The 14,147-nt window shown below is 65.4% G+C and carries 11 protein-coding genes; 4 read left to right on the plus strand and 7 right to left on the minus strand.

Features of this window, described 5'->3' with window-relative positions:
- Positions 1–150: 150 nt before the first annotated feature.
- The gene (gene leuA / locus QYS36_RS11360) at positions 151–1,827 is read left to right on the plus strand and encodes a 2-isopropylmalate synthase (protein ID WP_308839572.1); all 1,677 of its coding nucleotides are present in this window, start codon (positions 151–153) and stop codon (positions 1,825–1,827) included.
- A 134-nt stretch (positions 1,828–1,961) separates the two neighbouring features.
- On the opposite strand, the gene QYS36_RS11365 is transcribed toward leuA, so the two are convergent.
- The 5 genes from QYS36_RS11365 to QYS36_RS11385 all read right to left on the minus strand — a co-directional run bounded on the left by QYS36_RS11365 (position 1,962) and on the right by QYS36_RS11385 (position 8,721).
- Entirely contained in the window at positions 1,962–3,515 is a 1,554-nt protein-coding gene (locus tag QYS36_RS11365) for an APC family permease (protein ID WP_308839573.1), read from the minus strand.
- Between the two features lie 161 nt (positions 3,516–3,676).
- On the minus strand, positions 3,677–4,432 hold the full coding sequence (locus tag QYS36_RS11370; RefSeq protein ID WP_308839574.1) for a gamma-glutamyl-gamma-aminobutyrate hydrolase family protein: 756 nt from the start codon (positions 4,430–4,432) through the stop codon (positions 3,677–3,679).
- A gap of 51 nt (positions 4,433–4,483) precedes the next feature.
- Positions 4,484–5,761: an FAD-binding oxidoreductase gene (locus QYS36_RS11375; RefSeq protein WP_308839575.1), complete on the minus strand. Its 1,278-nt coding sequence runs from the start codon at positions 5,759–5,761 to the stop codon at positions 4,484–4,486.
- A gap of 73 nt (positions 5,762–5,834) precedes the next feature.
- Entirely contained in the window at positions 5,835–7,325 is a 1,491-nt protein-coding gene (locus tag QYS36_RS11380; RefSeq protein WP_308839576.1) for an aldehyde dehydrogenase, read from the minus strand.
- A gap of 13 nt (positions 7,326–7,338) precedes the next feature.
- On the minus strand, positions 7,339–8,721 hold the full coding sequence (locus QYS36_RS11385; protein WP_308839577.1) for a glutamine synthetase family protein: 1,383 nt from the start codon (positions 8,719–8,721) through the stop codon (positions 7,339–7,341).
- A 156-nt stretch (positions 8,722–8,877) separates the two neighbouring features.
- On the opposite strand from QYS36_RS11385, the gene QYS36_RS11390 reads away from it, so the two are divergent.
- Positions 8,878–9,768, plus strand: coding sequence for a LysR family transcriptional regulator (locus QYS36_RS11390; RefSeq protein ID WP_308839578.1), 891 nt, complete (start codon positions 8,878–8,880; stop codon positions 9,766–9,768).
- A gap of 251 nt (positions 9,769–10,019) precedes the next feature.
- Positions 10,020–11,084 (plus strand): NAD(P)-dependent alcohol dehydrogenase, encoded by a 1,065-nt coding sequence (locus tag QYS36_RS11395; RefSeq protein ID WP_308839579.1) that lies wholly within the window; start codon positions 10,020–10,022, stop codon positions 11,082–11,084.
- 66 nt (positions 11,085–11,150) lie between these two features.
- On the opposite strand, the gene QYS36_RS11400 is transcribed toward QYS36_RS11395, so the two are convergent.
- On the minus strand, positions 11,151–11,933 hold the full coding sequence (locus QYS36_RS11400; RefSeq protein ID WP_308839580.1) for an amidohydrolase: 783 nt from the start codon (positions 11,931–11,933) through the stop codon (positions 11,151–11,153).
- A 69-nt stretch (positions 11,934–12,002) separates the two neighbouring features.
- Positions 12,003–13,151, minus strand: a complete 1,149-nt coding sequence (locus tag QYS36_RS11405; protein WP_308839581.1) for a pyridoxal phosphate-dependent aminotransferase — start codon at positions 13,149–13,151, stop codon at positions 12,003–12,005.
- Between the two features lie 97 nt (positions 13,152–13,248).
- Between QYS36_RS11405 and QYS36_RS11410 the strand changes: the two genes are divergently transcribed.
- On the plus strand, positions 13,249–14,136 hold the full coding sequence (locus QYS36_RS11410) for a LysR family transcriptional regulator (RefSeq protein ID WP_308839582.1): 888 nt from the start codon (positions 13,249–13,251) through the stop codon (positions 14,134–14,136).
- Positions 14,137–14,147 lie beyond the last annotated feature (11 nt).

Genomic DNA, 14,147 nt, shown 5'->3' on the forward strand with positions numbered 1-14,147 from the left:
CCAGACCCTCATCCTGCTGCGGCAACACGCCAATCTCTGCCTCGTCGCGCAGCGACTGCGGTAGGGTCTGCCGGCCGCCTTTTCTCGCCTTTCGATTTCTCTGTTTTTTTCAGCACGGCCCACGCGGGCCCTCGCCTTCAGGATTGATTCATGAGCATGCTCAAAGACCCTTCGCAGAAGTACCGCCCGTTCACCCAGATCCAGATTCCCGACCGCACCTGGCCGGACAAGATCATCGACAAGGCGCCGATCTGGCTGTCCACCGACCTGCGTGACGGCAACCAGTCGCTGATCGAGCCGATGGATGCCGAGAAGAAGATGCGCTTCTTCAAATGCCTGGTGCAGGTCGGCCTGAAGGAAATCGAAGTGGGCTTCCCGTCCGCCTCGCAGACCGACTTCGACTTCGTGCGCGAGCTGATCGAAGGCGGCCACATCCCGGACGACGTGACCATCCAGGTACTGACCCAGGCCCGTGACGACCTTATCGAGCGCACCTTCGAGTCCCTCAAGGGCGCCAAGAAGGCCATCGTCCACTACTACAACGCCTGCGCACCGAGCTTCCGCAAGATCGTCTTCAACCAGGACAAGGCCGGCGTCAAAGCCATCGCCGTTTCCGCCGGCACCACCATCAAGCGCCTGGCCGCTGCTGCGCCTGAGACCCAGTGGGGCTTCGAGTATTCGCCGGAAGTGTTCAGCAGCACCGAGATCGACTTCGCCGTCGAGGTGTGCAACGCGGTGATCGAGGTGTTCCAGCCGACTCCGGCCAACTCGCTGATCCTCAACCTGCCGGCGACCATCGAGTGCGCCACGCCGAACAACTACGCCGACCAGATCGAATGGTTCGGCCGCCACGTCGACCGCCGCGACAGCGTGCTGATCAGCGTGCATACCCACAATGACCGCGGCACCGGCGTGGCCGCTTCGGAGCTGGCGGTGATGGCCGGCGCCGATCGCGTCGAAGGCTGCCTGTTCGGTAACGGCGAGCGCACCGGCAACGTCTGCCTGGTGACCCTGGCGCTGAACCTCTACACCCAGGGCGTCAACCCGCAGCTGGATTTCTCCGACATCGACGCGGTGCGCAAGGTGGTCGAGGACTGCAACCAGCTGCCGGTACACCCGCGTCATCCGTACGTCGGTGACCTGGTGCACACCGCCTTCTCCGGCTCGCACCAGGACGCCATCCGCAAGGGCTTCGCCCAGCAGCAGGAAGGTGCGCTGTGGGAAGTGCCGTACCTGCCGATCGACCCCGCCGACATCGGCCGCGACTACGAGGCGGTGATCCGCGTCAACAGCCAGTCCGGCAAAGGCGGCATCACCTTCCTGCTCGAGCAGGAATACGGCATCAACCTGCCGCGCCGCATGCAGATCGAGTTCAGCCAGGTGGTGCAGAAGGAAACCGATCGCCTGGGCCTGGAAATGACCGCCTCGCAGATCCACAAGCTGCTCGACAGCGAATACCTCAAGGCCACCTCGCCCTACGAGCTGAAGGGCCATCGCCTGGAAGAAGAGAACGGTGAAAGCCGCGTCGAGGCCAAGGTGCAGGTCAACGGCCAGGAACAGCGCTGGAGCGGTTCGGGCAAGGGCGCGCTGGAAGCCCTGGCCTCGAGCCTGCCGGTCGCCGTCGAGGTGATGGACTACCACGAGCACGCCATTGGTGGCGGCGCCAACGCCAAGGCGGCCTGCTACATCGAGATCCGTCTCGATGGCCAGCGCCCGCTGCACGGCATCGGCATCGACGAGAACATCACCACGGCGAGCTTCCGCGCGCTGTTCAGCGCCCTTAACCGCGCGGTGAAACAAGCCGAGGAAAAGACCCAGGCCGCCTGATAAGCAGCCTGCGGTAAACGACAAAGGGACGCTGCGGCGTCCCTTTGTCGTTTCTGAAACAACGCATTTGTAGCCCGGGTCGAGCGCAGCGACACCCGGGAATTGCCCTGGGTATCGCTACGCTCAACGCCAGGCTACAGCTCTGCTTTTACGGACTTCATCTGCCGCTGCAGGGTGTTGCCCATGAAGAACGCTGGCGCCTGCCAGCGGGCGATGAACATCAGTACCAGGCCCAGCAGCAGGATCACCACGGCGATCACGAACACCAGGCCGAGGCCACCGATGTGCGAGCCGCTGCCGAAGTCCGGCGACATGCTGTCGAAGGTGGTCTGCCAGAAAATGATCGACAGCATCACCGCGCCCACCAGCGGGCACAGGCCGCGCATGAAGAAGTGCCGCGCGCTGTCGAACAGGCTGTGGCGGAAGTACCAGACGCAGGCGAAGGCGGTCAGCGCGTAGTAGAAGCAGATCATCATGCCCAGGGCCGTGATGGTGTCGGCCAGCACGTTCTCGCTCAGGGTGCGCATGGTCACGTAGAACACCGCGGTGGCGATGCCGGCGGCGATGGTCGCGTAACGCGGCGTTTGCGACAGCGGATGCACGCTGGCGAAACGCTTTGGTACCGCGCGGTAGTAGCCCATGGCGAGCAACGTGCGTGCCGGCGATATGAAGGTCGACTGCAGCGACGCCGCGGTGCTGGCCAGCACCGCGATGGACATGAGGATCGCCAGCGGCCCCATCACCGGGCCGGCCAGGTGGGCGAAGACGTTCTCCTGGATCTGCGCATTGCCCAGGCCAAGGCCGGTGTCGCCGGTACCCGCGAACTGCAGGGTGGCGGCCGCGGTGAACAGATAGAGGGCGAGGATCAGCAGCACGGTGATGGTCGCCGCGCGCCCCGGCACCTTCTCGCTGCCCACCGACTCTTCACTGACCGTCAGGCACACGTCCCAGCCCCAGAAGATGAAGATCGACAGCGACAGGCCTGCCGCGAAGGCGGAGAACGAATCGATGTTGAACGGGTTGAACCACTCGGGGTGAAACACCACTGGCGAGCTGTCCGGCGAGGCGACGAACGCGGCAATGGAAAAGCCGATCAGCACCACCAGCTGCAGCGCCACCAGGGTGTACTGCACACTCATGGTCATGCCGATGCCGCGGCAACAGACCCACACCGCCATGGCGATGAACACGCAGCAGGTGACGATATTCACCAGCAGGTTGCGGGTCAGGTCGGCCAGCCAGTCCAGGCCGGTCAGCTGGGCGAGAAACAGGTAGAAGAAGTCCACCGCGATGCCGGCCAGGTTGGACAGCACGATGGTGGTGGCGGTGACCAGCCCCCAGCCGCCGATCCAGCCGATCATCGGCCCGAAAGCACGCGCCGACCAGGTGAACGAGGTGCCGCTGTCCGGCTCCGCGGCGTTCAGCTCGCGGTAGCCCAAGGCGACCAGCAGCATCGGCAAGAAGCCGACGATGAATACCGCTGGCAGGTACACCCCGACCTCACGCACGGTCGGGCCCAGGGCGCCGGTCAGGGTATACACCGGCGCGATGGTGGAGATGCCCAACACCACGCAGGCCAACAACCCGACCTTGCCCTGGGCCAGGCCCTTGCCGGAAATCACAGCGGCCGCACCGGCCACAGGAGCGGCCTTTACGGGCGATGCCGACGCATCTGGGTAATCACTCATAAGTCTCTGCCATCGTCTTGGAATTGTTTTGCCGAACGTGGTCAGGATCTCCACGGCGAGCAGCGCCAAGCCAGCGGCTGCGGCCGACGGCCAGGGGCCTGCGGGAGATCCCGACCCGTTCAGGTCAGAGCAACCGGAACCCGAGCGGGCTCCGGGCGGACTCAGCGGGCGTCGCGCGCCCTGGCGTAGGCCTGGCAGGCATCGCGGAATGCCTGGAACAGGGCCAGCGATTCGGGGTTTTCGCTGAAGCGCCATTCCGGGTGCCATTGCACGCCGATCAGAAAGCCCGCCGAGTCGGCAATCGATACGGCTTCAACCAGGCCATCGGGCGCCAACGCCTCGACACGCAGGCGCTCGGCCAGGCGATCGATGCCCTGGCTGTGCAGCGAGTTGACCTGGAACTGCGCCGGCAGGCCGATCCGCTCGAACAGCCCACCCGGCTGCACGCTGACCGCATGCTGCGGCGCGTACTGCTCGGCCACCGAATCGCGCTGCGGCTCGCGGTGATCCAGGTAGCCCGGAAGCTCCTGCACGCGCTGGTGCAGGGTGCCGCCCAGGGTCACGTTGAGCTCCTGGAAGCCGCGGCAGATGCAGAACACCGGCACCCCCTTGGCGATCGCCAAGCGCAGCAGCGGCAAGGTGTTGGCGTCACGGCTCGGGTCGTGCTGGGTACCTTCCAGGCTCGGCGCGCCCTGGTAATGCCGGGGCTCGACGTTGGACGGCGAGCCGGTGAACAGGATGCCGTCGAGCTGCTCGAGCAACTGCTCTGGGTCGCTCGGCGTGCTGCGTGCCGGCAGCACCAGCGGCAAGCCGGCATGGGCCGCCGCTTCGACGTACTTGTCGCCGACCGTGTGCGAATCGTATTTGCCGAGTTGCTGCCGGCAGGCAGTCACGCCGATCAGGGGCATGCGGGTCATGGTGTTCTCTCCGGAAAAGCCTGCCGACGGCGTGCGCCGGCAGACGCAGCATCAGATGCCCAGGCGGTCACGCAGCTGGTAGTAAACGGCGCCCAGGGCCGTGAACGGCACGCGTAGCAGCTGCCCACCCGGGAACGGGTAATGCGGCAGCCCGGCAAAGGCGTCGAAACGCTCGGCCTGGCCACGCAGCGCCTCGGCCAGCACCTTGCCGGCCAGGTGCGTGTAGGTCACGCCGTGGCCGCTGCAGCCCTGGGAGTAGTAGATGTTCTCGCCGATGCGGCCGACCTGGGGCAGGCGCGACAGGGTCAGCAGGAAGTTGCCGGTCCAGGTGTAATCGATCTTCACGTCCTTGAGCTGCGGGAAGGTCTTGAGCAGCTTGGGGCGGATGATCGCTTCGATGTCCGCCGGGTCGCGCGCACCGTAGACCACACCGCCGCCGTAGATCAGGCGCTTGTCGGCGCTGAGGCGGTAGTAGTCGAGCAGGTAGTTGCAGTCTTCCACGCAGTAATCCTGCGGCAACAAGCTGTGGGCCAGTTCGTCCGACAGCGGCTCGGTGGTCAGCACCTGGGTGCCGCAGGGCATAGACTTGGCCGCCAGTTCCGGCATCAACCCGCCCAGGTAGGCGTTACCGGCCACCACCACGAACTTGGCCTTCACCTGCCCGTTCGGTGTGTGCACTACCGGCTGCGGGCCGCGGTCGATGCGGGTCGCCGGGCTCTGCTCGTAGATCGCGCCACCCAGGGATGCCACCGCAGCGGCTTCACCCAGGGCCAGGTTGAGCGGATGGATATGACCGCCGCTCATGTCCAGCATGCCGCCGACATAGCGGTCGGTGCCGACCACTTCGCGAATGCGCCGCTCGTCCATCAGTTCCAGCTGGGTATGGCCGTAGCGCTCCCACAGCTTCTTCTGGGCTTCGAGGTGGCCCAGCTGCTTGCCGGTGATGGCGGCGAACACGCCACCGTCCTTCAGGTCGCACTGGATGCCGTACTTGGCGACCCGCTCACGGATGATGCGCCCGCCTTCGAAGGCCATCTCGCCAAGCAGTTGGGCCTGGCGCGCGCCGACCTGCTTCTCGATGACGTCGATATCGCGGCTGTAGCTGTTGACGATCTGCCCGCCATTGCGCCCAGAGGCGCCGAAGCCGACCTTGGCGGCCTCGAGCACGGTGACGCGAAAACCGTTTTCCAGCAGGAACAGCGCGGTGGAAAGGCCGGTGTAACCGGCACCGATGACGCACACATCGGTCTCGACGACTTCGGTGAGCGCTGGGTAATCGACCCGCGGGTTGCGCGAGGCGGCGTAGTAACTGTCGACGTGTTGAGTCATGTGAAACTCCTTAACTGCAATGCTCCGCCTTGGGGCAAATCCATTCGAGACCAAGCGAGGCCGGTTGCTACTCTCAAAGCTTGATCCAGGTGGCTTTCAGTTCGGTGTACTTGTCGAAGGCATGCAGCGACTTGTCGCGGCCATTGCCCGATTGCTTGAAGCCGCCGAACGGTGCGGTCATGTCGCCGCCGTCGTACTGGTTCACCCATACGCTGCCGGCACGCAACGCCCGTGCGGTGCGGTGGGCGCGGGTGATGTCGCGCGTCCATACCGCTGCGGCCAGGCCGTAGGGTGTGTCGTTGGCGATGCGGATGGCTTCCTCGTCGCTGTCGAAGGTGATCACCGACAGCACCGGCCCGAAGATCTCCTCGCGGGCGATGCGCATGGCGTTGTTCACACCGGCGAAGAGGGTCGGCTGCACGTAGCTGCCGCCGGTCTCCTGCAGGGCCCGCTCGCCGCCGGTGAGAATCTCCGCACCCTCCTCGCGACCGGACTCGATGAACCCCAGCACGCTGGCCAGGTGGCCGTCGTCGACCAGCGCGCCGACACGGGTGTCCGGCTCCAGGGCATGACCGGGCTTCCACTTCTGCAGCGCCTCGACCACCATCGGCAGGAAGCGCTCCTTGATCGAGCTTTCCACCAGCAGGCGCGAGCCGGCGACGCACACTTCGCCCTGGTTGAAGGCGATGGCGGTGGCGGCTGCGTCGGCGGCGGCCTGCAGGTCCGGCGCATCGGCAAAGACGATGTTGGGGCTCTTGCCGCCGGCCTCCAGCCACACGCGCTTCATGTTCGACTCGCCGGCATAGATCATCAATTGCTTGGCGATCTTGGTGGAGCCGGTGAACACGATGGTGTCGACATCCATGTGCAGGGCCAGGGCCTTGCCCACGGTGTGGCCGTAACCGGGCAACACGTTGAACACGCCAGCCGGAATGCCGGCTTCCAGCGCCAGCTGGGCGACACGGATGGCGGTCAGCGGCGATTTCTCGGAGGGCTTGAGGATCACCGAGTTGCCGGCAGCCAGCGCCGGGCCGAGCTTCCAGCTGGACATCAGCAGCGGGAAGTTCCACGGCACGATGGCCGCCACCACGCCGACCGCCTCACGGGTCACCAGACCCAGCTGGTCGTGGGGCGTGGGCGCCACTTCGTCATACAGCTTGTCGACCGCCTCGGCGCTCCAGCGGATGGCGTTGGCCGCCGCCGGCACGTCGATGCTCAGCGAATCGCTGATCGGCTTGCCCATGTCGAGGGTTTCCAGCAATGCCAGTTCCTCGGCATTGGCCAGCAGCTTGTCGGCAAACGCGATCAACACACGCTTGCGCTGCGCCGGGGCGAGCTTTGCCCAGTCGCCGCGCTGGAAAACGTCGCGAGCGGCCTTGACGGCAAGCTCGGCATCCTCGGCCATGCAGCTGGCCACGCTGGCCAGCTGCCGCCCGTCCACCGGGCTGATGCTGTCGAAGGTCGCGCCGCCCACGGCATCGCGATAGCTGCCGTCGATAAAGGCCCGGCCCTCGATGCGCAGGCTCTGGTAACGCTGCTCCCAATCCTGGCGAGTCATGCTCATGCTCATCACTCCCTTAGACGGTATGCAGATACCAGTTGTATTCGAGGTCGGAAATGGTGGTCTCGAACTCGTGCATTTCCGCTTCCTTACAGGCGACGAAAATGTCGATGTATTCGGGGCGAATGTACTTGTTCATCACTTCGCTTTCGTCCAGCTGACGCAGGGCGTCACGCAGGTTGTTCGGCAGGCTCTGCTCGAGCTGCTCGTAGGAGTTGCCCTCGATGGGCGCGCCCGGCTCCAGCTTGTTGGTCAGGCCGTGGTGAATACCAGCGAGGATCGAGGCCATCATCAGGTACGGGTTGGCGTCGGCGCCGGCCACCCGGTGTTCGATGCGGATCGCATCGCTGCTGCCGGTCGGCACGCGCACCGCCACGGTGCGGTTGTCCAGGCCCCAGCTTGGCGCGTTCGGCACATAGAACTGCGCACCGAAACGGCGGTAGGAGTTGACGTTCGGGCACAGGAAGGCCATCGACGCCGGCATGGTGTCGAGGATCCCGGCGATGGCATGGCGCAGCGGTGCGTGCTGTTCCGGGTCGTCGGTGGCGAAGATGTTCTGCCCGGTTTTCTTGTCGAGCAGCGAGATGTGCACATGCAGACCGTTACCGGCCTGGCCCGGGTAGGGCTTGGCCATGAAGGTGGAATCCATCTCGTGGTCGTAGGCGATGTTCTTGATCAGGCGCTTGAGCAATACCGCATAGTCGCAGGCCTTGATGGCGTCTTCGACGTGATGCAGGTTGACCTCGAACTGCGCCGGGGCACTTTCCTTGACGATGGCGTCGGCCGGCAGGTCCTGCTCCTTGGCGGCTTCGAGCATGTCCTGCAGGCAGTCGACATACTCGTCGAGATCGTCGATCAGGTAGACCTGGGTGGAGATCGGGCGCTTGCCGGAAATCGGCGAGCGCGGCGGCTGCGGACGGCCGTTCACGTTCTCCTGGTCGATCAGGTAGAACTCCAGCTCGAACGCGGCGCAAATGGTCAGGCCCAACTCGTCGAACTTCTCCACCACCTGGCGCAGCACTTCACGGGGGTCGGCGAAGAACGGGCGGCCGTCCAGCTCGTGCATGGTCATCAGCAGTTGCGCGGTGGGGCGCTTCTGCCACGGCTCCTTGCACAGGGTGTCGGGGATCGGGTAGCAGATCCGGTCGGAGTCGCCGATATCCAGACCCAGGCCGGTGCTTTCCACTGTGGAGCCGTTGATGTCCAGGGCGAACAGCGAAGCCGGCAGGTTGATGCCTTTTTCGTAGACCTTGTGCAGGCTGGCGCGCTCGACACGCTTGCCACGCACGATACCGTTCATGTCGGTGATCAGCAGGTCGACGTACTGGATCTCGGGGTGATCCTTGAGGAAGGTGTTCGCTTCGTTGAGCTGAACGACACGGGGGGTAACCGAAGTCATGGGAAATACATCCTTTCGCATCGGCGCGCCCGCGGAAGACATCTCACGAGCCTTGGCGCCTCATTATTCTGGGTATCCGCTAGCGGATTTGATTCTAGGCAACGCCTTGAGTATAAGTGGGCGCACACGCAACCGATACTGGCAACAGAGCAATTTATGATTGCATCTACGCAATACCAGATCAGCCATGTCGACCTTGCCCTGGTGCTCGCCCTGGTGCGCGGCCGTTCTCTGGCACGGGCCGCCGAGCAATTGCAGGTGGATGTGTCGACGGTGTTCCGGGCCATCCGCAAGCTGGAGGCCAACCTTGGCATCGCCTTGTTCGAGAAGAGCCGCCGCGGCTACATGCCGAACCAGAGCGCCCAGGCCCTGGCCGAGCAGGCCGAGCGCGCCGAACAGGCGCTGGATGCCGCGCGCATCGCCCTGCAGCAGGGCGAGAAAGTCATCAGTGGCACCGTGCGCCTGACCTGCACCGATGCGGTACTGCAGAACCTGCTGCTGCCGAGCCTGGCCGAATTGATGCCGCGCTACCCGGCGCTGTCGCTGGAGCTGGCCACCACCAACACCTTCGCCAACCTCAGCCGCCGCGACGCGGACATCGCCCTGCGCCTGTCCAACGCGCCGCCCGAACACCTGGTTGGCCGTCAACTCGGCCATACCGCCTATTACATCTACGGCCGCCCGGAACACCGCGACGCCTTTGTGCAGGCCCCCACCTCGGTGCCGTGGATCGCCCCGGACGACTCGATGCCCGACCACATCACCGTGGCCTGGCGCCATCAGGTGCACCCCAGCCTGGTGCCACGCTACCGCTGCAGCAGCATGTCGGCGGTCGCCACCCTGGTGCAGGCCGGCCTGGGCATCGCCGCCCTGCCCGACTTCATGGCCCGCAGCCTGGATGGCGTGGAGCGCCTGAGCGAGGCCCTGGTTGATTGTGACACCCACCTGTGGCTGCTGACCCGCCCCGACTGCCTGGCACTACGCTCGGTACAGGCGCTGTTCGACGAACTCACCCCGCTGCTGCGCGCGCGCCTCAACAGTCGCTAGCCGATCCCTCTGCGCGGCGTTAACCACGCCGTCATCACGCCTGGTGCTAGACCCGGGCAGAGCGTGGGCAGGCGAATTAGAACCAGCCCGCAGGCAGGGCACGGGAACCATCCACCTGCCTGCACCTCCTAAAAACGCAGGATCAGGACAGACAGCGACAGGATTGTGCAATCGACCCGACACAGGGCTGCACTACGCTTACCCACCCACGCGGCCACAAGCCGCTGATTGACAGACGACAGGAATTGCCCATGACCACCATTCTCGGCTACGCCGCCCAGGACTCCAGCAAACCTCTCGCGCCCTACCGCTTCCAGCGCCGCGCCGTCGGCGCCAACGACGTGCAGATCGACATCCTCTACTGCGGCGTTTGCCACTCCGACCTGCACACCGCGCGCAACGAGTGGAAGAACACCCTGTACCCCTCGGTACCCGGCCACGAAATCGTCGGCAAGGTGACGGCCGTGGGCAGCAACGTCACGAACTTCAAGGTCGGCGATCTGGCCGGCGTTGGCTGCATGGTCGACAGCTGCCAGAGCTGCCCGTCGTGCTCGGAAGGCCTGGAGCAATATTGCGAAGCCGGCTTCACCGGTACCTACAACGGCCCGATGTTCGGTGGGGAGAACACCTACGGTGGTTACTCGGACAACATCGTCGTCGACCAGAAATTCGTGCTGCGCATCCGCCACACCGAGAACTTGGCCGCCGTTGCGCCGCTGCTCTGCGCCGGCATCACCACCTACTCGCCGCTGCGCCAGTGGAACGTCAAAAAAGGCGACAAGGTCGGCGTGGTCGGCCTCGGTGGCCTTGGCCACATGGCCGTGAAGATCGCCGCGGCCATGGGCGCCCATGTGGTGCTGTTCACCACCTCGCCGAACAAGCGTGAAGACGCCCTGCGCCTGGGCGCCGCCGAAGTGGTGGTGTCGAAGAACGCCGACGAGATGGCCGCCCACGCCAACAGCTTCGACTTCATCCTCAACACCGTCGCGGCGCCGCACAACCTGGATGCCTTCCTCGGCCTGCTCAAGCGCGACGCCACCATGACCCTGGTCGGCGCACCGGACTCGCCACACCCGTCGCCGGAAGTGTTCAGCCTGATCCTCAAGCGCCGCCGCCTGGCCGGCTCGCTGATCGGCGGCATCGCCGAAACCCAGGAAATGCTCGACTTCTGCGCCGAACACAACATCGTCTCGGACATCGAAATGATCGACATCCAGAACATCAACGAAGCCTTTGAACGCATGCTCAAGAGTGACGTGAAGTACCGCTTCGTGATCGACATGGCCTCCCTGGCCAAGGATCAGAGCGCGGCGTAACGCGAGCAGCTGATCGCACACCGGCCCGGTCTCGCCCTTGCGAGCCGGGCCGGTGGCGTTTCTGGCTCAGCGAAACTCGAACGGATCGGCATCCTGATGCGCCGGGAAGCGCTCGCGGTAGGCGGCCAGGGCCGCGCCGTCGAGGCGCTGATGGAACACGCCGGCCTTGCCTCCGGCATCGAGCAGGCTGTCGCCCTGGAAATCCAGCACCTGGGAATCGCCGCTGTAGGGGTGGCCCTTGCCGTCCACGCCGATGCGATTGACTGCTGCCACGTAGCAGAGGTTTTCGATGGCGCGCGCCGGTAGCAGGCGGTTCCAGTGCAGGCGTCGCGCTGCTGGCCAGTTGGCGGTGTAGAGCAGCAGGTCGGTGCCCTTGGCATCGCGGCTCCATACCGGGAAGCGCAGGTCGTAGCAGATCAGCGGGCGCACCCGCCAACCCTTGACCTCGAACACCGCCTGGCGCTCGCCGGCGGCATAGTGCTGGTGTTCGCCGGCCATGCGAAACAGGTGGCGCTTGTCGTAATGGGCCAGCGAACCGTCCGGCCGCGCCCACAGCAGGCGATTGCGGTAGCTGCCATCGGCGGCCTGGATGATCAGGCTGCCAGTGATCACCGCATTCAAGCGCTGCGCCTGCTCCCTGAGCCACTGGCTGGTGGGGCCGTTTTCCGGTTCGGCCAGCTCGGCCGACTGCATGGAAAAGCCGGTGCTGAACATCTCCGGCAGGATCACCAGATCGGCGCCCGCGGCCTGCTGCAGCTGCGTCTCGAAGTGGCCGCGATTGGCCGCCGGGTCGTGCCAGGCGAGGTCACTCTGGATCAGCGCCAGTTCGAGGTGGTCTTGTTTGCTCATGGATAGCCCTCCGTGATATCGCATGCCAAGCGGTAGACAACGCTTCGCGGTTGTCCACCCTACAAGGCGCTAGATGGCGCTGAGTTTTTCCGCGGCCTGGCGCAGGGTGTCCTCGCGCTTGGCGAAGCAGAAGCGCACCAGCCGCTGTGCCGGGTCCGGCCGCTCGCTGAATACCGACACCGGAATCGCCGCCACGCCATGCTCGCGGGTCAGCCATTGGGCCATGGCCACGTCGTCCAGCTCCGGGCGGATCGCCGAATAATCGGCCAGCTGGAAATAGGTGCCCGGCGTGCGCGTGAAGGTGAAACGCGAACCGGCCAGCAGGTCGCAAAACAGGTCGCGCTTGGCCTGGTAGAACGCCGGCAGCTCGGCCACATGTTCCGGGCAGGTGGCCATGAAGTCGGCCAATGCGTATTGCAGCGGCGTGACGCCACAGAAACTGACGTACTGGTGCACCTTGCGCAGCTCGGCACTCAGCGCCGGCGGCGCCACCACATAACCGGTCTTCCAGCCGGTGACGTGGTAGGTCTTGCCGAACGAGCTGACCACCAAAGCCCGTGCATACAGCTCGTCATGGGCCAGGACGCTGGCGTGCTGGCGGCCGTCGAACACCAGGTGCTCGTAGACTTCATCGCTGAGGATATGGATGTCACGGTCGCGGATCAGCGCGGCCAGGCGGTCCAGCTCGGCGCGGCCGATCAGCGCGCCGCTGGGGTTGTGCGGTGTGTTGAGCACGATCAACCGGGTGCGCGGGCTCAGCGCCGCTTCCAGGCGTTGCCAGTCGATGGCGAAACTACCCTCGGCCAGCGGCACATGGATGCAACGCCCGCCGGCCAGGGTCACGCTGGGGTCGTAGCTGTCGTAACAGGGGTCGAAGACGATCGCCTCGTCGCCCGGATGAATCAGCGCCTGGATCGCGCAGAAGATCGCCTGGGTGGCGCCCGGCGTGACGGTCACTTCGCTGTCCGCACTGACCTTGCGACCGTACAGCCCCTCGATCTTCACGGCGATCTGCTCACGCAGCGCCGGCAGGCCGGTCATCGGCGCGTACTGGTTGTGCCCCGCCGCCACATGCCGGGCCAGCGCCTCGCGCAGCGCCTCTGGGCCATCGAAATCTGGGAAGCCCTGGGACAGGTTGATGGCGCCGGTCTGGGCCGCCAACTGGGACATGGTGGTGAAGATGGTGGTGCCGACAGCGGGCAACTTGCTGGTGAACATCGAGGCGTCCTGGGCAGTTGAGGCAGACGCCGAGGATAGCCGATGGCGCGAAGCCCACGCACCCGGTAATAATCGCAGGCCAACCGATGAGAAGCCCATGAACGTCGAAGACCTGCGCCTGTTCGTCACCACCCTGGACGCGGGCAGCTTCACCGCTGCCGCCGACACCCTCGGGGTGACCAAACAGTACGTCAGCCGCCGCGTCGCCGCCCTGGAAGCGCTGCTTGGCGTGCGCCTGCTCAACCGTACCACGCGCCGCCTGCAGGCCACCGAACTGGGCTTGCTGCTGTACGACAAGGCCACCACCATCCTCGCCGACCTGCGCGATGCCCAGGAGCTGGTCTCGGCCCAGGGCGCTTCCCTGCGCGGCACCCTGCGGGTCAGCGCGCCGATGACCTTCGCCACCCTGCACCTGAGCCAGGTGCTGCCGCTGTTCATGCAGCAACACCCGCACATCAACCTGGAGATCGACCTCAACGACCGCGCCGTCGACCTGCTCGCCGATGGCTACGACATGTCGATCCGCATCGGCACCCTGGAAGACTCCAGCCTGATCGCCAAGCGCCTGACCGACATGCAGACCATCCTCTGCGCCAGCCCCGCTTACCTCGAGGAACACGGCACGCCGGCCAACCTCGACGAACTGCAGCAGCATGCCTGCCTGCTCTACGGCCACAGCCGCCACGTGGAATGGCGCCTGCGCGAGGCCGGCAAACCCAGGAGCCTGAGCATGCGCGGCCAGTTGCGCGCCAACAACGGCGAGCTGATCCGCGATGCGGCCGTCGCCGGCATGGGCATCGCCTACCTGCCCACCTTCATCGTCGGCCAGGCCCTGGACAGCGGCGCACTGCTGCCGATCCTCGATCAGCACTGGCCGGCCTCGGCGGCGGTGTATGCGGTGTATCCACAGCACCGACAATCCGTCCGCGCAGTGCAGGTGTTCTCGGATTTCATCAAGCAGCAGATCGAGCACCTGAGCGCCTGAAACCGTCAACC

The organism is Pseudomonas sp. G34, assembly GCF_031119625.1.
Taxonomy (GTDB): domain Bacteria; phylum Pseudomonadota; class Gammaproteobacteria; order Pseudomonadales; family Pseudomonadaceae; genus Aquipseudomonas.

What these genes read in the sequence shown, in the direction of transcription:
- leuA (WP_308839572.1), top strand. Translation starts at nt 151, where the DNA reads ATGAGCATGCTCAAAGACCCTTCGCAGAAGTACCGCCCGTTCACCCAG.
- QYS36_RS11365 (WP_308839573.1), bottom strand. Translation starts at nt 3,515, where the DNA reads ATGAGTGATTACCCAGATGCGTCGGCATCGCCCGTAAAGGCCGCTCCT.
- QYS36_RS11370 (WP_308839574.1), bottom strand. Translation starts at nt 4,432, where the DNA reads ATGACCCGCATGCCCCTGATCGGCGTGACTGCCTGCCGGCAGCAACTC.
- QYS36_RS11375 (WP_308839575.1), bottom strand. Translation starts at nt 5,761, where the DNA reads ATGACTCAACACGTCGACAGTTACTACGCCGCCTCGCGCAACCCGCGG.
- QYS36_RS11380 (WP_308839576.1), bottom strand. Translation starts at nt 7,325, where the DNA reads ATGAGCATGACTCGCCAGGATTGGGAGCAGCGTTACCAGAGCCTGCGC.
- QYS36_RS11385 (WP_308839577.1), bottom strand. Translation starts at nt 8,721, where the DNA reads ATGACTTCGGTTACCCCCCGTGTCGTTCAGCTCAACGAAGCGAACACC.
- QYS36_RS11390 (WP_308839578.1), top strand. Translation starts at nt 8,878, where the DNA reads ATGATTGCATCTACGCAATACCAGATCAGCCATGTCGACCTTGCCCTG.
- QYS36_RS11395 (WP_308839579.1), top strand. Translation starts at nt 10,020, where the DNA reads ATGACCACCATTCTCGGCTACGCCGCCCAGGACTCCAGCAAACCTCTC.
- QYS36_RS11400 (WP_308839580.1), bottom strand. Translation starts at nt 11,933, where the DNA reads ATGAGCAAACAAGACCACCTCGAACTGGCGCTGATCCAGAGTGACCTC.
- QYS36_RS11405 (WP_308839581.1), bottom strand. Translation starts at nt 13,151, where the DNA reads ATGTTCACCAGCAAGTTGCCCGCTGTCGGCACCACCATCTTCACCACC.
- QYS36_RS11410 (WP_308839582.1), top strand. Translation starts at nt 13,249, where the DNA reads ATGAACGTCGAAGACCTGCGCCTGTTCGTCACCACCCTGGACGCGGGC.